General features: G+C 56.0%; 16 protein-coding genes. 3 read left to right on the forward strand and 13 right to left on the reverse strand.

Features of this window, described 5'->3' with window-relative positions; translation table 11 throughout:
• The first annotated feature begins 153 nt into the window (after positions 1–153).
• Both nirC and cysG read left to right on the forward strand, forming a co-directional pair.
• Positions 154–954 carry a nitrite transporter NirC gene (gene nirC, locus ACMV5I_RS13425; RefSeq protein WP_414824564.1) on the forward strand — a complete coding sequence of 267 codons (801 nt, stop codon included), beginning with the start codon at positions 154–156 and terminating at the stop codon, positions 952–954.
• Between the two features lie 53 nt (positions 955–1,007).
• Positions 1,008–2,411 (forward strand): siroheme synthase CysG, encoded by a 1,404-nt coding sequence (gene cysG, locus ACMV5I_RS13430; protein ID WP_414824565.1) that lies wholly within the window; start codon positions 1,008–1,010, stop codon positions 2,409–2,411.
• A 122-nt stretch (positions 2,412–2,533) separates the two neighbouring features.
• Here cysG and trpS read toward each other — a convergent pair whose 3' ends face one another.
• The 12 genes from trpS to pilM form a co-directional block, all read right to left on the reverse strand.
• On the reverse strand, positions 2,534–3,538 hold the full coding sequence (gene trpS, locus ACMV5I_RS13435; protein ID WP_414824566.1) for a tryptophan--tRNA ligase: 1,005 nt from the start codon (positions 3,536–3,538) through the stop codon (positions 2,534–2,536).
• 2 nt (positions 3,539–3,540) lie between these two features.
• A complete protein-coding gene (locus tag ACMV5I_RS13440; RefSeq protein ID WP_121608426.1) occupies positions 3,541–4,239 on the reverse strand; it encodes a phosphoglycolate phosphatase in 699 nt (232 codons plus the stop codon).
• Positions 4,232–4,909, reverse strand: a complete 678-nt coding sequence (rpe, locus tag ACMV5I_RS13445) for a ribulose-phosphate 3-epimerase (RefSeq protein ID WP_024482734.1) — start codon at positions 4,907–4,909, stop codon at positions 4,232–4,234. The genes ACMV5I_RS13440 and rpe overlap by 8 nt, the downstream gene beginning before the upstream one ends.
• 26 nt (positions 4,910–4,935) lie before the next feature.
• Positions 4,936–5,757 (reverse strand): adenine-specific DNA-methyltransferase, encoded by an 822-nt coding sequence (dam, locus tag ACMV5I_RS13450; protein ID WP_021807471.1) that lies wholly within the window; start codon positions 5,755–5,757, stop codon positions 4,936–4,938.
• Positions 5,758–5,841: 84 nt separating this feature from the next.
• Positions 5,842–6,834 carry an SPOR domain-containing protein gene (locus ACMV5I_RS13455; RefSeq protein ID WP_414824568.1) on the reverse strand — a complete coding sequence of 331 codons (993 nt, stop codon included), beginning with the start codon at positions 6,832–6,834 and terminating at the stop codon, positions 5,842–5,844.
• 281 nt (positions 6,835–7,115) lie between these two features.
• Complete coding sequence (aroB, locus tag ACMV5I_RS13460) at positions 7,116–8,213, reverse strand: 3-dehydroquinate synthase (RefSeq protein WP_414824569.1); 1,098 nt, start codon at positions 8,211–8,213, stop codon at positions 7,116–7,118.
• A gap of 94 nt (positions 8,214–8,307) precedes the next feature.
• Positions 8,308–8,829, reverse strand: a complete 522-nt coding sequence (gene aroK / locus ACMV5I_RS13465) for a shikimate kinase AroK (protein ID WP_005271698.1) — start codon at positions 8,827–8,829, stop codon at positions 8,308–8,310.
• 552 nt (positions 8,830–9,381) lie between these two features.
• Positions 9,382–10,629: a DNA uptake porin HofQ gene (gene hofQ, locus ACMV5I_RS13470; protein ID WP_202728358.1), complete on the reverse strand. Its 1,248-nt coding sequence runs from the start codon at positions 10,627–10,629 to the stop codon at positions 9,382–9,384.
• Positions 10,629–10,985, reverse strand: coding sequence for a hypothetical protein (locus ACMV5I_RS13475; RefSeq protein WP_414824570.1), 357 nt, complete (start codon positions 10,983–10,985; stop codon positions 10,629–10,631). The genes hofQ and ACMV5I_RS13475 overlap by 1 nt, the downstream gene beginning before the upstream one ends.
• Entirely contained in the window at positions 10,978–11,487 is a 510-nt protein-coding gene (locus ACMV5I_RS13480; protein ID WP_414824571.1) for a hypothetical protein, read from the reverse strand. The genes ACMV5I_RS13475 and ACMV5I_RS13480 overlap by 8 nt, the downstream gene beginning before the upstream one ends.
• Positions 11,480–12,016, reverse strand: a complete 537-nt coding sequence (locus ACMV5I_RS13485) for a PilN domain-containing protein (protein ID WP_414824572.1) — start codon at positions 12,014–12,016, stop codon at positions 11,480–11,482. The genes ACMV5I_RS13480 and ACMV5I_RS13485 overlap by 8 nt, the downstream gene beginning before the upstream one ends.
• Complete coding sequence (pilM, locus tag ACMV5I_RS13490) at positions 12,016–12,858, reverse strand: type IV pilus biogenesis protein PilM (RefSeq protein ID WP_414824573.1); 843 nt, start codon at positions 12,856–12,858, stop codon at positions 12,016–12,018. The genes ACMV5I_RS13485 and pilM overlap by 1 nt, the downstream gene beginning before the upstream one ends.
• Before the next feature lie 121 nt (positions 12,859–12,979).
• Between pilM and mrcA the strand changes: the two genes are divergently transcribed.
• Positions 12,980–15,538, forward strand: a complete 2,559-nt coding sequence (mrcA, locus tag ACMV5I_RS13495) for a peptidoglycan glycosyltransferase/peptidoglycan DD-transpeptidase MrcA (protein WP_414824574.1) — start codon at positions 12,980–12,982, stop codon at positions 15,536–15,538.
• Positions 15,539–15,642: 104 nt separating this feature from the next.
• Here mrcA and nudE read toward each other — a convergent pair whose 3' ends face one another.
• Positions 15,643–16,197 (reverse strand): ADP compounds hydrolase NudE, encoded by a 555-nt coding sequence (nudE, locus tag ACMV5I_RS13500; RefSeq protein WP_021807462.1) that lies wholly within the window; start codon positions 16,195–16,197, stop codon positions 15,643–15,645.
• Between the last annotated feature and the right edge of the window lie 369 nt (positions 16,198–16,566).

The raw sequence follows: 16,566 nt of genomic DNA on the forward strand, positions 1-16,566 counted from the left end.
CAAAGGCAAGGTAAAACGCTAAACAATCAACTAGCTCGATCGGTCCCCTCTCCTGGGGGAGAGGGTTAGGGTGAGGGCGTTTCTTTTTGCCTAACTGACCAGCATTACCCTTATTACAAACACACTTTTTATTATTCATTTCCAGGGAAATTTATGTTCGCCGACACCATCAACAAATGTGCTGCCAACGCGGCACGCATCGTCAAACTGGCCAAAGAGAGTCCGCTCGGCTTCTGGATCAGTTCCGCTATGGCCGGGGCCTACGTCGGCCTTGGCATCATCCTGATCTTTACCCTCGGCAACCTGGTGGATCCATCCATCCGTCCGTTGGTCATGGGTGCCACCTTCGGTATCGCACTGACGCTGGTGATCATCGCCGGTTCAGAGCTGTTCACCGGCCATACCATGTTTCTGATGCTGGGTGTCAAAGCCGGTACCATCAAGCACCGCCAGATGTGGGCCGTCCTGCCACAAACCTGGCTGGGTAACCTGCTCGGTTCGGTGCTGGTCGCGCTGATGTATTACTACGGCGGAGGTAGCCTGCTGCCGATGGATACCAGCCTGGTGCATACCGTGGCGCTGGCCAAAACCACCGCCCCGGCAGAAGTGCTGTTCTTCAAAGGCGTGCTGTGTAACTGGCTGGTTTGCCTGGCGATCTGGATGGCACTGCGTGTTGAAGGCGCGGCCAAATTCATCGCCATCTGGTGGTGTTTGCTGGCATTTATCGCTTCCGGTTACGAGCACTCGGTAGCTAACATGACGCTGTTTGCCCTGTCCTGGTTCGGCCACCACAGCGAAGCCTATACCCTGAGCGGTATCGGTCATAACCTGCTGTGGGTGACTCTGGGCAATATGGTCTCTGGTGCCGTCTTTATGGGCCTCGGTTACTGGTATGCCACGCCACGTGCCCAGCGTCCACAGGCTGAGATTGCTGCTGCTCGCCAAAACGCATAATGATTTTGGGGGTGAGCGATCGCCCCCGTTTACCACTTCCCCGAGGATTGCCGATGGATTACTTACCCATTTTCTGCCAACTGCAACACAAAGCCTGCCTGCTGGTCGGCGGCGGGGAAGTCGCTGAACGTAAGGCTCGCCTGCTGCTAGACGCAGGTGCGCAGTTGACCGTCAACTCGCTCGAATTCAGTGAGCAATTCCTGATCTGGGCCGAACAATGCCAGGTGACGCTGGTAGAAAGTGAGTTTTCTGCCGACTTGCTGGCAGAGAAATGGTTAGTGATTGCCGCCACCGATCGGGTGGAAGTCAACGCCCTGGTCTATCAGTGCGCCAACCAACGGCAGGTGTTCTGCAACGTGGTAGACGACCCCAAACGCGCCAGCTTTATCATGCCTTCGATTATCGATCGTTCGCCGATTATGGTGGCCGTTTCTTCCGGGGGCAAAGCCCCGGTGCTGGCACGTCTGCTACGGGAAAAGCTGGAAGCCATTCTGCCGCAGCATCTGGGTCAACTGGCTCAGTTGGCGGGTTCATTGCGCCAGCGGGTGAAGCAGGAGTTTGGCAGCATTGGCGCTCGTCGCCGCTTCTGGGAAAGGTTGTTCGTACACGACAGGCTGGCGCAATCCCTGGCCAACGGCGATACCCCGCAGGCCAACCAGCAGGTTGAAAAGCTGTTCGCCGACCGGCCTGAAGAACGGGGCGAAGTAGTGCTGGTAGGTGCAGGTCCCGGTGATGCTGGCCTGTTGACGCTGAAAGGTCTGCAACAAATCCAACAGGCTGACGTGGTCGTTTACGACCGCCTGGTCTCTGAAGAAATTATGGCCCTGGTGCGCCGCGATGCCGAGCGTATCTTTGTGGGCAAGCGTGCTGGATACCACTGCGTACCACAGGAACACATCAATCAGATCCTGGTGGAACAGGCCAGGCGAGGCCTGCGCGTTGTCCGACTGAAAGGGGGCGATCCCTTCATCTTTGGCCGTGGTGGCGAAGAACTGGAAACGCTGGCCGAAGCGGATATTCCCTTCTCGGTAGTGCCGGGGATCACGGCGGCTTCGGGTTGTTCGGCTTACAGCGGCATTCCCCTCACCCACCGCGATCACGCGCAAAGCGTGCGTTTGGTGACGGGCCACGCCAAGGCCGACGGCGGATTGGACTGGGCACAGCTTGCCGCCAAGCAGCAGACGCTGGTGTTCTATATGGGATTAACCCAGGCGGCAGAAATCCAGCAGCAGTTGATCGCTCACGGTATGGCGGCCTCAATGCCCGTGGCGCTGGTCGAAAACGGTACCTCAACTCGCCAGAAAGTGATCGAAGGCGAACTGGCACAGCTAGGTGAGTTAGCCAAACAGGCAGCCAGCCCAAGCCTGATTATCGTTGGCAGCGTCGTCAGCCTGCGCAGCAAGCTGAACTGGAATGCCTGCCGGGAAACACCGGCAGACCTGAGCAAAATAGCATAAAAAAAGCGACCCTTTGGCCGCTTCAGATTGCTAGCAATGTTGCTAAGCTTGTAGTTTCGATCCTAGGGGCGCGCATGCTGCGCCCCTAGCTGGCGAACTGACTGAGATGATGTCTGCATCCATTAAGGATGCGGTACAAAACCTACGGCTTCATATACCTTCGCCAAGGTTTCCTGCGCACGAGCACGGGCTTTCACCGCGCCATCACGCATCACCTGCTGTAACAGAGCCTCATCGTTGCGGAAACGGTGATAACGCTCTTGCAGCTCGACCAACATACCAGACACGGCCTCTGCTACGGCGCCCTTCAGGTGACCATACATCTGGCCCTCAAACTCGGCTTCCAACTGGGCAATGCTCTTGCCGGTCACACCGGAAAGGATATCCAGCAGGTTGGACACCCCCGCTTTATTGGCAACGTCGTAACGAATGACCGGCGGATCCTGGGAATCGGTCATTGCGCGTTTGATCTTCTTGGTCACCGCCTTCGGATCTTCCAGCAGGCCGATCACGTTGTTACGGTTATCGTCCGACTTGGACATTTTCTTGGTCGGCTCTTGCAGCGACATCACGCGCGCACCGGATTTCGGAATAAACGGCTCCGGCACTTTGAACACGTCGCCGTACAGCGCGTTAAAGCGCTGGCCAACGTCACGGCTCAGTTCCAGATGCTGCTTCTGGTCTTCACCGACCGGCACCTGATTGGTCTGGTACAGCAGAATGTCTGCCGCCATCAGTACCGGATAGCTGAACAGACCGGCGTTGATGTTTTCCGCATAGCGCGACGACTTGTCTTTGAACTGGGTCATGCGGCTCAGTTCACCGAAATAGGTGTAGCAGTTCAGCACCCAGCTCAGTTGCGTATGTTCTGGCACATGAGACTGCACGAAGATGGTGCTTTTCTCTGGATCGATACCACAGGCCAGGTACAGCGCCAACGTATCCAGGGTGGCTTTACGCAGCTGTTGTGCATCCTGACGCACGGTGATGGCATGCAGATCGACTATGCAGTAGATGCAATCAAACTCGTCCTGCAGCTGCACCCACTGGCGCAGCGCCCCCATGTAGTTGCCGATAGTCAGTTCACCGGACGGCTGCGCGCCGCTGAAAACGATGGGCTTACTCATAGTTAAATTTCCCGATCTTCTAAAGATGACAGCCCAAGTGCGGGCAACAAATCGGCGAAGCGCTCCAACACGCGGTCGGGGTGGCTCAGGGCGATCGCTTCACCGTAGTTATATCCGTAAGTCAGACCGACGCTCGGGCAACCTGCCGCCTGCGCCGCCTGAATATCATTGCGTGAATCACCGACGAACAGCACTTCACCGGCCCGCAGGCCAAGCTTGCCGAACACCAGATACAGCGGGGCAGGATGTGGCTTTTTCTCCACCACGTCGTCACCGCCGATAATCAGCGAGAAAAAGTCGATAATGCCGAGCGACGTCAGCAAAGGGGCCACAAAGGGTGTCGGTTTGTTGGTGACCAGCGCTAGCGGGTAGCCAAGCTTGGCCAACTGGGCCAGCGTCTCTATTACCTGTGGAAACAGGCGGCTGCCGCTTTCTACGGTTTGCCCATAGAAATGGTCGAAACGTTGACGCATTTGCAGGCACAGCTCTGGCGTGGCTTCCACCTCTGCCCAGCGCAGCGCACGCTGGACCAGCACATCGGCACCGTTACCAATCCAGGTGCCAACACGGGCCTCACCGGCCTGCGGCAGACCCATTTCAGCCAACGCCATATCGATGGCCGCCGCCAATCCCGGTGCACTGTCTACCAGCGTGCCATCGAGATCGAAGGCCAGACCACGGATAGCGCTAAAATCAGCCATGACTCACCTTTGCCAGCTCGCTGCGCATCTGATCGATCACCGCGCGGTAATCCGGTTTGCCAAAGATGGCCGAGCCTGCCACGAACATGTCCGCGCCCGCTGCAGCGATCTCGGCAATGTTGTCTACCTTCACGCCGCCGTCCACTTCCAGGCGAATGTCGCGGCCGCTTTCGTCGATCAGTTTGCGAACCTGACGCAGCTTGTCTAACGTACCGTGGATAAAGGATTGACCACCAAAACCAGGGTTGACCGACATCAGCAGGATCACGTCGATCTTGTCCATCACATAATCGAGATAGCTCAACGGGGTCGCTGGGTTAAACACCAGGCCCGCCTTGCAGCCGTTCTCTTTGATCAGTTGGATGGTACGGTCAACGTGTTCGGAAGCTTCGGGATGGAAAGAGATGTAGGTTGCCCCAGCCTTGGCAAAGTCCGGCACGATGCGATCGACCGGTTTTACCATCAGATGGACGTCAATCGGTGCGGTAATGCCGTAATTGCGCAAGGCTTCGCACACCATTGGCCCGATCGTCAGATTAGGCACGTAGTGGTTATCCATCACGTCAAAATGCACCACGTCAGCACCGGCAGCCAACACTTTGGCAGTATCTTCACCCAGGCGGGCAAAATCTGCAGACAGAATGGACGGGGCAATCAAAAACTTTTTCATCCGCTTCTCCAAACGTAGGGGTCGAGTTATTCAGCTTTTTTATACAGCGCCAGAAGTTCGTTCACTTTACTGCGGCCTAAAATATTGCGGCTGATGGTGCGACGAGCCTTCACCACATGCAGCGAAGCATGCTGATACCAGTCACGCGTCAGCTCGGTGTCATGGTTGGAAATCAACACCGGCACCTGGCTTTCAACCGACAGCTGATGCGCTATGCGCGCCAGCCCTTGCTGATCGGCCAGGCTAAAGCTGTTGGTGTGATAAGCGGTAAAATTCGCCGTTGCCGACAGAGGAGCATATGGCGGATCGCAATAGACCACCGCACCTTGGGTCGCCTTCACCATGGTATCGTGATAGTGCTCGCAGACAAAAGTGGCATTGCGTGATTTTTCAGCAAACCAATACAGCTCTTCTTCCGGGAAGTAGGGCTTCTTGTAACGCCCAAACGGCACATTGAACTCACCACGCAGGTTATAGCGGCACAGGCCGTTATAGCAGTGGCGGTTCAGATACAGGAACAGCAGCGCACGCCGATACTCATCGGCAGTGGTGTTGAACTCTTCGCGCAGCAGGTAGAACTGCTCTGAGTTATTGAATTCGTCGGTGAAAAGCAAGCGGGCATCGCGCACGAAATCACTCGTGCGCAGCTTAACGATGTTATACAGGCTGATAAGGTCGCTGTTGATATCGGCGAGAATATAAGCCTCGTACTCTGTGTTCAGGAAGACTGAACCCGCGCCCACGAAGGGCTCGATTAAGCAGTTACCCTCTGGTAAATGACGACGGATCTCGTCTATCAGCGGGTATTTTCCACCAGCCCATTTTAAAAAAGCGCGGTTTTTCTTCATGCCGTCAGTTAGCTACTTATTACAATTCAGAGCGGCGGATATGTACTCTGCTTCAGACAGCACATCAGCGCACAAAATTAATGATTATTTTTTCAGGTCTTGCTGTACTTGCTGTACAGGACGGACCCATGGTTTTTTCGCCTGAACTTCCGCCGGCAGCGTGGCGATGGCACGCTTGGCCTCCGCCGAAGAAGCGTAGTTGCCGCTCACTAACACATACCAGGGCTTACCATCACGCTTGGTCTCGTACACCATAAAGTCTGGCAAATTCTGTTGCTTGGCAAAGGCATTCAACGTATCGGAGCGTGAGGCACTGCTCAACTGCAGCGTGTAATGGCTACCCGGTGCGGTTTTCAGTGAGCTTCCGCTGCCGCTCACCACACCACTCTTGCCTTTGGCCGGTGGGGTGTAAACCGTGGTGGTGGTCGCAGAAGGTTTGACCGATGCTGTCGGCTTGGTGGCTGCTGGCTTGGTGGCAGGCGTTTTATGCGGCTGCGTCGCAGCGGTTGCATTGCCATTCGCCGCCGGACGCGCGGTAGCACCGTTCATCACGGTCGCCGGAGCGGTTGGTAAAGCGGAAGCTGGGGCATTAATATTTTGCGCGGCAGCTGCATCAACCTGACCTTGCTGTGATGACAAGGCATCGGCCATGTTGCCAGGTAGATCGACACGCTCACCAGCACCGCCCTGTGGCGCTACAGGTTGTGCTTCGGTCGGCGTGCTGGAGATAGGTGGGACGCTAACAGTTTGAGGCTGAGAGGTGCTGACACCGTTGTTATCGTTGGTATCCGTAGTGCCGCCCGCAACGCCGTTGTTGCTGGTGGTCAGCGACGAGGAGCCCGACAGATTGATGTCGCGGGTTGCCCCTTGTTGCGCAACCTCGTGCTTGGTGGGGGCCTTCAGCGCCGAACCGATACCGATGATCAGCAACAGCAGCACCAAAATGCCAATCCCAATCATCATATGCTGACGTGAAACGGCAAAACGCGGCCCAGTTGCGGCTGGCCGACGTGAACGCGAAGGACGGCGATCGCTGGTATCAGGCCTGAGATCGTCTTCTGGTTTAAATTCATCCATCTGAAACCCTCCAACTAGAGGCAAAATCTCGCCACCCAGGTGGTTCGAGACTATTAACCCGATGATGGCAAAGCGACATCTGTCTCGCCCTGCGCACAATTTTTATAGAGTCTAACAGCAGCCAAGCTACTGTTATAGCCCGCAAGCTCAAGCACTGTCGACCTGCGTCAAATTACGCCATCCATGGAATTGCCCGGCGGGCAAGGTTCAGCCCGGATAGCAGCAAAGAAACGGCTGCATATCAACCTGGCGAAACGTTAATGCTATTGAGTGTAACCGACTTACGCGCGCTGTGTTGGTAAACAGTCGGCGATAGATGCCAGCACCAGCTCATGGGCAACACCGCCACGAACTTCTGCTTCACCAATGCCCTTCGGCAATACCAAACGCAACGCCCCCGCCAACACTTTTTTATCACGCAGCATGTGTGGCAGATAGGCCTCAGGCGTCATTTCCTGCGGCCCGCAAACCGGCAACCCGGCGCGCAGCAGCAGCGCCTTGATCCGTTCGATATCGTCAACCGAGAACTGGCCCAGACGACGTGCTGTTTCAGCAGCCATCACCATGCCAGCCGCCACGGCTTCACCGTGCAGCCAGACACCGTAGCCCATTTCGGCTTCGATGGCATGGCCGTAGGTATGGCCCAGGTTGAGCAGCGCCCGCAGACCGTTTTCACGTTCATCGGCAGCCACCACTTCGGCCTTCAATTCGCAACAGCGGCGGATACAGTACGCTAACGCGTCCATATCCAGCGCAACCAGCGCATCAATATTATTTTCCAGCCAGACGAAAAAATCACCATCGAGAATAATCCCGTATTTGATCACTTCCGCCAGACCAGAGGAGAGTTCACGCGCCGGTAAAGTACGCAGGCAGTCCAGATCTACCACCACCGAAGCCGGTTGGTAGAAGGCGCCGATCATATTTTTACCGAGCGGATGATTGACGGCGGTTTTGCCGCCAACGGAGGAGTCCACCTGCGAGAGCAGCGTGGTAGGAACCTGGATAAAACGCACACCGCGTTGATAGCACGCTGCGGCAAAGCCGGTCAGATCGCCAATCACGCCGCCGCCGAGGGCAATTAGCGTGGTATCGCGACCGTGGGGCTTTTCCAGCAGCGCCGAGAACACCTGCTCGAGTACGGCCAGAGATTTATACTGTTCGCCATCAGGTAGAATCACCTGATCCACCACTACGCCGCCCTGTTCCAGCACCGACCGGATTCGCTCCAGATACAACGGTGCCAAAGTCTGGTTGGTGACCAGCATGACCTGTTCACCCGCCTTTAGCGGCATAAAAGAAGCCGGATCGTCAAACAATCCGGCGGCTATGGTAATCGGGTAGCTACGCTCCCCAAGCGTTACGGTAATTCTCTCCATGTCGCGCTCAGTTCTCGGTGTGGTTTATCCCCGCCAACGCGGGGAACACAATCAGAATTTCCGCATTTGCCCGCGGCCAACACGGAACCCGCTATCAGTTACTTTCCAGCATGTTGATAATCTGGTTGGCAACCACTTTAGCGCTTTGATCGTCGGTGCGGATAGTGACATCTGCAATTTCTTCGTACAACGGATTACGCTCTCTAGCCAGCGCTTCCAGCACCTCACGCGGAGGAGAGTCTACCTGCAGCAGCGGACGCTTCTTGTCGCGCTGTGTACGGGCCAACTGCTTCTCGATAGTGGTTTCCAAATAGACCACGACACCACGCGCCGACAGGCGGTTACGCGTTTCACGCGACTTAACCGAGCCCCCGCCGGTAGCCAGCACAATCCCTTGCTTTTCCGTCAGTTCATTAATGACTTTTTCTTCACGATCGCGGAAACCTTCTTCCCCTTCCACGTCGAATACCCAGCCCACGTCAGCTCCGGTACGTCGCTCAATTTCTTGATCGGAGTCGAAAAACTCCATATTGAGTTGCTGAGCTAACTGACGGCCAATAGTGCTTTTGCCGGCACCCATAGGCCCAACCAGAAAGATATTGCGTTTCTCTGCCATGTTTTTCGGTATTACTAAGACAATTCGTTAATGATAACCCGCCCCGCCAATCAAATTAGCGGCGGGACCTAAACTGAAACCTCATGAGCGATAGTGCGAGATCAGACGAAAAATTATCTCAACACTCTTGGTAGTTTGGCAACCGAATAAATCACTATCCACGCCGCAGGAGGGAAACCATACGTTTTTAACGGCGTCTTATACCCTATGGATCCCAGGTTTCAGCCTGGAAGACGACGGGTACAGCATTAACAAAAAAACCTCGGTGCTCAATTCGGTAACCCTTGTAAGCTAAATCGGCCGCAGCGTCAAACTCAGATGCCTCTAAGGCACGAAAAAAAGTGCATTTGCTTGCCAACTTTTAAGCGTTTTCAACGGCTAGGATTTTGGACTAAGACCTCGTGAACCGAGCATTGCAGCGAGATCTCCGCCTGGAGTTTATCTGAAAAAGTCTCGGGATGTCGTGATTTGGCAGATTAACAGCAACTTTCGTCGGTTTCCCTAATTTGGCCTTGGCGTCATCACCGTGCCCAACATCAAGATCGGGACAATTTAGACCTTAACCAGTGTGGGCGTGATGAAAATCACCAACTCGCGCCTTTTATGCTGTTGGTTGCTGTGTTTGAACAGCGATCCCAGCAAGGGGATATCGCCCACGCCAGGGACTTTATCGGTCGCCTGGTTGCGCTGACGCTGAAAAATGCCCCCTAAGACGATGGTTTCACCATCTTTCACCGTCACTTGGGTTTTAATCTCCTGCTTGTCGATCGCCAGCGCCTCTCCTTCGCCCTGTTTGATCGAACGCCCGGGCATATTCTGGCTGATCTGTAACGTCAGGGTGATGCGGCCATTGGGCAAAATCTTTGGCGTGACTTCCATGCCCAGCACCGCGTCCTTGAACTCGATCGAGGTGGCACCGCTGGAACCGCTCGACACCTCGTAGGGGATTTCCGTGCCCTGTTTAATGCTGGCGGTTTGCAGATGTGCGGTGAGCAGGCGCGGGCTGGCGATAATCTCCACCTGATTTTCCTGCTCCAGCGCCGACAGTTCCAGATCCAGGATGCGCCCGCTGATGCGTGCCAGGTGGAAACCGGCCGTTATGGCGCTGTTCTCTACCGGCAGACCAACGCTGAAATTGTCTATCCGCAGCTTTTTGGCTGGCCTTTCTTCTGCCGCCAGCCCCCACCTTACGCCAAGCTCCCGCAAATTCTCGCTGCTGATGGTGACAATATGGGCAGCCAGCTGCACCTGTTCCAGCGGGGTATCCATCTCTGCCACCCAGGTTTTCAACTGGGCCAGCGCCTGAGCGGTGTCACGCAGCAGCAACGCGTTGGTACGTTTATCCACCACGACGCTGCCACGCTCGGTCAATAATTTGCCACGTTGGCTATCCAGGCTCTGCGCTATCTCGCTGGCCTCCGCGTTTTGCAGCGTGATCGTCAAGTTGTGCAGCGGCTCCTGCTGCGCCAACGCCCGCTGCCGACGAAGCAGCTCCTGCTCATCCGGCAGTGGGAAAACCATCATCACATTGCCCTCCAGCGTCATCGTCAGCTTGCCCATGCGTAACACCACTGCCAACGCCTGCTGCCAGGGAACATTGTCCAACCGCAGCGTCAGATTGGTGTCGACCCCCTCGGCTGCGACCAGGTTCAAGTCTTGATACTCCGCCAGCGCCTGTAAAATCAGACTGACCGGGGTATCATGGAACGCCAGCGACACCGGTTTTTCCTGCTGCACACCCGCCATCACCGCTAGAGGGAGAGCCAGCCACCCCACAAAAAGCCACTGATATCCTTTCATCACTTTTCCTTACGGTTTTTTCCCAACGTGAGCACCACACTGCCCGTGCGTGGCCGACATGCTTCTGCCCTATCCTGCGCAACGAGCTCAAGCTGCCGGGGCTGGATCTGTATCACTTGCCAATCCCCATCCAGCACCCGCTGCCGGGGCAATAACCCCAACCACTGCCCCTGTGGGGTGACCACCCAGCCATAGCGCAAATCCGGTGTGCCAATAATCCCTTTCAGCCGCCAGCCCTCCGGTGAAACGGCAGGATCGGCACAGGCCGCCATTAGCGGTGGCTGGAACGGATCGCGATACTGTTCAGCCCAAAGCGGGGCCGAGAATAACAGCCAAAACCACCACGCCTTATTCATCCAACGCCTCTTCTGAGCTAATCAGAGTCAGTTGAGTAGTTAACCCTTCGGGCTGCCTCTCGATTTTCATTTGCCCAATCCTGCGGGTGGATGGCAGCACCTCCAGCAAGTGCAGCAAACCCTCGAAATCTAGCTGTAACCTTATCTTTTGCTGGGCTGATTTCTCCTGCTGCTGGAAACGTAGCAGCCGCCCCCCAAGCTGATAGAGCTGAGTACCCAAATCCTCCGGCTCATCAGGCACGATCAACACCTGCTGCCCTAACCGCTGTTCAAGCTCTGCTAACGGCGGTAGCTGGCTCAGCTGCTGCTGACGCTCGGCAATCTGGTGTTCCAACTGCTGACGCTGCTCATCCAGCCTTTCCCACCGTTGCCATTCCCTCGTGATCACCCCACTGCAGGCCAACAGCCCAACCCCGGCTAATACCAGCCATTGAGCCGCCAGCAGTTGCCAGCCAGGCCGGGCGAGCCAGGGGATCAACCAGTCTGGCAGGGGCTTATCCATCCTGCCCCCAGCGTGCCGTGACAGTGAACGCCAGCCCTCCCTCCTTACGCTGTGTGACTTCAACCAGGCGACAACCCTGCAACAAAGGTAGCGCGGCCAACCGCTGTTCAAAGGTGACAATCTCCCCATACGCCCCACCTTGCCCCCGCAGCAAAATCCCCCTGGCGTTCTCTTCAAAATCCGTGAGCCACAAAGTGTCCGGCAGTGCTACCGAGAGCTGTTGCAATAGCGACAGGTAACGCAGGTTGCGCGCTCGATTATGCTGGTAACGGGTGCTTTCTGCGGCCAAACGGGCCAATTCGGCCATCTTTTGCTGCGTCTGCTGAATACGCCCAACCAGCTCAGTGTGTTGCTGCGTTACGCCCTGCAATATCGACCGTTGCTTGGCCTGTTGGTAGAACAGCAAAAAGTAGGCTGTCGTGAGCGTAGCCAGCACCAGCAGTAATTGAGCAACGAAGCAGCGTAACCAGAAGGTGTAGCGTTGCCGCTGCCGTCTGAGGCGCCAGGGCAACAGATTGACCTGATACATCAGGCATCCTCGCGGCGCAGAGCCAACCCGCCAGCCAGAACAAACGCCATCGGCTGAGTAGGCAGCGGTGGGTATAAGCGGCTGAAAGCCGTGAACGGTGACCAGGGCATGGCACCTTCTGGCGCGGCCTCGTCCAGCACGCTGCTGTAATACACCTCTTTAGCCCCCATGGCTGGGCAAGCTGAACGCAGGGCTGCCAACGCCTGCTTGACGCCGACGGCTTCCCCCGCAGGCAAGACGCCATAAGCAAAGGACATTGCTCGCGGTGCTACCCATAGCCATTCCGACTCCAGGCGATGCAGCAGCCCGGCATCGGGAGCCAAGCCGGCAAATGCGGCCATCATGCTTAGCGCATTAGGGGCGATATCGATCACCTGGGGATGCAAATCCGCCTGTTGCAGGCAATGCAGCCATTGTTGCAGCTCCTGCTGGCGGGCCGCGGTGAGCAGCAACTGATGGGTATTGGGCTGCGCCTGGCGGTAATCCATTGCTAACGTCTGGCTGTCTAACGGGAACTGTTTCAGACCCTGGGTGGTGATGTAGTCATGGCGAACCGGCTCCTGCAAGCGCAGATCCGGCAGGGGTAACGTCTGCTGTAAAACCCGCTGCGCGGGTAAAGCAATGCGTAAGGAAATATGTCTTGGTAACCGGCTACGCCACTGCTTGAGTACCGCCACCAGCATCGCAGAACTCTCTAAATGCCCCGCCCGCAGGGCCGAATAGGGCAATGCCTGTTGCCACCAGTGGCGCAATTGCCAACCGTTACGCCGACGCTGCGCAGCCAGCGCTCTGATGCTGTGATCCTGGATATCCAACCCCACCTGCCACGTTTGAGAAAACATATTTCACCCCACCTCCGTACCCTCAGATAACAAAAGAACATATCCATGTTGCAGGCTTGCCTTTATACTACCGCGCGGTTGTTTATAAACTGCCCAATTGACATGAAATGGGAAATCTCAGGTGAAGTTCGTAAAGTATCTTTTAATCCTTGCAGTGTTTTGCATCGTGCTGGGAGCAGCCTCGATTTTTGGCTTGTACAAATATGTCGAGCCACAGCTGCCCGATGTCGCAACGCTGAAAGACGTGCGGCTACAAATCCCGATGCAGGTTTACAGCGCGGAGGGCGAACTGATCGCCCAATATGGTGAAAAACGCCGTATACCTCTCAAGCTGGACCAAATCCCACCGGTGATGGTGCATGCCTTCATCGCCACGGAGGACAGCCGTTTCTATGATCATCACGGGGTCGATCCCGTTGGTATCTTCCGTGCCGCATCGGTCGCGCTGGTTTCCGGCCATGCTTCGCAGGGGGCCAGTACCATCACCCAGCAGTTGGCCAGAAACTTCTTCTTGAGCCCGGAACGCACCTTGATGCGCAAAATCAAGGAAGCCTTCCTGGCTATCCGCATTGAACAGATGCTGACCAAGGATGAAATTCTTGAGCTGTATCTGAACAAAATCTATCTCGGTTACCGCGCTTATGGCGTGGGTGCTGCCGCGCATGTCTATTTTGGTAAGGATGTTAGCCAACTGACGCTGAGCGAAATGGCCACTATTGCCGGATTACCCAAGGCACCGTCCACCTTTAACCCGTTGTACTCCCACGATCGCTCCGTAGCGCGTCGTAACGTAGTGCTATCGCGGATGCTGGATGAGCGCTACATCACGCAGGCGCAGTACGATCAGGCACGCAATGAGCCTCTGGTCGCCAATTACCATGCGCCGGAAATCAGCTTCTCCGCCCCTTATCTTTCAGAGCTGGTGCGTCAGGAGATGATCAAGCGTTACGGTGAAAACGCCTATACCGACGGTTACAAGGTCTACACCACCATCACCAAGCGGCTGCAACAAGGCGCGCAGGAGGCGGTACGTAACAACATCCTCAACTACGACATGCGCCACGGCTATCGCGGCCCGTCAAACGTGCTGTGGAAAGTGGGTGAGCCTGCCTGGGATCAGAAACAGATTGTCGATTCACTGAAGAACCTGCCGAACTACGGCCCGCTGTCTCCTGCGGTGATCCTGCAGGCGGATGCCGAACAGGCTACCGCCATGCTGGCCGATGGCAGCCGCATTGCGCTTCCCATGTCTGGCATGCGCTGGGCACGTGCGTTCAAGAGCGATACGCTGCAAGGCCCTACGCCGAAGCGCGTCACCGACGTGGTGCAGCCCGGCCAACAGATCTGGGTGCGTAAAGTTAACGACAACTGGTGGCTGTCACAGGTGCCGGACGTGAACTCGGCGCTGGTGTCGCTCGATCCTAACACCGGCGCTATCAAGGCGTTGGTCGGCGGCTTCGATTTCAACCAGAGCAAGTTCAACCGCGCAACCCAGGCTCTGCGCCAGGTGGGTTCCAACATCAAACCGTTCCTGTATACCGCGGCGATGGATAAGGGCCTGACGCTGGCCACCATCCTCAACGATCTGCCGATCACCCGTTGGGATGCCGGTGCCGGTACCGACTGGCGGCCGAAAAACTCGCCACCTACTTACGACGGTCCTATCCGACTACGCCAAGGCCTAGGCCAATCGAAAAACGTGGTGATGGTGCGGGCAATGCGCGCCATGGGCGTGGACTATGCCGCTGAATATCTGCAACGCTTTGGTTTCCCAGCGCAAAACATCGTGCATTCGGAATCGCTGGCGCTGGGTTCGGCTTCGTTCACCCCGCTACAGGTGGCTCGCGGCTATGCCGTGTTGGCCAACGGTGGCTATCTGGTTGACCCGTACTTCATCACCAAGATCGAAGACGATACGGGTAAAGCGGTATTCGAAGCCAAACCGAAAGTGGTCTGCGATAGCTGCAACCTGCCGGTGATCTACGGCGATACGCATCGTTCAGCCATGCTTTCCGATGATAACGTCGAGAACGTGGCGGTCTCGCAGGAAGGCAACAATGCCAACGTCCCGATGCCACAGCTTGAGCAGGTAACCCCGGCCCAGATGCAGCAGGATAACGACCAGCAGTATGCACCACATGTGATCAGCACCCCGCTGTCGTTCCTGATCCGTGATGCTCTAAACACCAATATCTTCGGTGAACCGGGCTGGATGGGTACCGGCTGGCGCGCAGGCCGCGATCTTAAACGCCATGATATCGGCGGCAAAACCGGTACCACCAACAGTTCGAAAGATGCCTGGTTCTCCGGCTACGGCCCAGAAACAGTGACATCGGTGTGGATCGGTTTCGACGATCACCGCCGCAATCTTGGCCGGGCCTCCGCTTCGGGTGCCATCCCGGATCAGATTTCCGGTGGTGAAGGTGGGGCGAAGAGTGCTCAACCGGCTTGGGATGATTTTATGAAGGTGGCGCTGGAAGGCCTGCCAGAGCAGAAAGTCACTCCACCACCGGGGATTGTCAGCGTGACCATCGACAAGAGCACCGGCAAACTGTCCAACGGGGGCGGGGGTAGCCGTTCCGAGTACTTTATCGAAGGCACTCAACCCACGGAGTTCTCGGTACATGATGCCGGAACCACCCTGACAGACCCTGGTGGCGAAAGTCACGAGCTGTTCTAAAAACGACAATGGCCAGAGCAATCTGGCCATTTTTTTATCTTAACCGGCGGGCGCCGTATGTTGTGAGCCCAGGCGGATTTGTCAGCAGATGAATCGATGGAGGGTTAGCGTGAACCGCGCAGGAATGCCTCTGCCAGGAACAATGCGCTGACATTGCGCGCCTCACGAAAGTCCGGTTCCGCCAGCAGTGCCATCATGTTGGCTATCGGCCAACGTACCTGGGGTAACGGCTCTGGCTCGTCCCCCTCCAGGCTTTGCGCATAGAGGTCGTGTGCCAGCACGATATTCATCTGGCTGGAAAAATAGGAAGGTGCCATCGTCAGTTTGCTGAGGAAATCAAAGCGCCCGGCCCCAAAGCCGACCTCTTCCATCAGTTCGCGGTTAGCGGCTTCCAACACCCCTTCGCCAGGATCGATCAGCCCTTTGGGGAAGCCCAGTTCATAGGATTCGGTGCCCACCGCATATTCACGGATCAGCAGCAAATCATCCCCTATCACTGGCACAATCATCACCGCTTCGCGTTCCGAAGGGCGCATACGCTCATAGACCCGCCGCACACCGTTACTGAACTCCAGATCGACCGACTCAACGTTAAACAAACGCGAGCGCGCGACCGTTTCTACTTTCAGAATTTTAGGTTTTTGCAGCTGTTTATCCATGATTGCCTCAAATAGGTTAACCGCCTAATACACTGAATACTCAGTACTCTCAGGCAGGTAACCAGGATAATAATATGCGCGTTGTGGCAGACAGCATAAGGGTCAACCACTGGCTAAACTCGATCTTGATCACATTGTGCGTTAATGGGAACCATTTCCGCAACGAGCTTAGCCTGTAATTTACTTTTTTTTAACAAACCTGACCAGCAGCTACCCCGGTGGATAAAAAAACAGGTAGGCAAATAGGATAATCCTGATATCCGGACACCATGAGGATTGCTATGCTCGTGCAGGTTAAAAAATCGTACGGTAAATGCCTAACGATAGCCACGAATGAGAGCCGGATAACAACTAAACGGTGGGTCATTC

Origin of the sequence: Serratia sp. T13T92, assembly GCF_047530105.1 — a bacterium.
GTDB lineage: Bacteria > Pseudomonadota > Gammaproteobacteria > Enterobacterales > Enterobacteriaceae > Chania > Chania fonticola.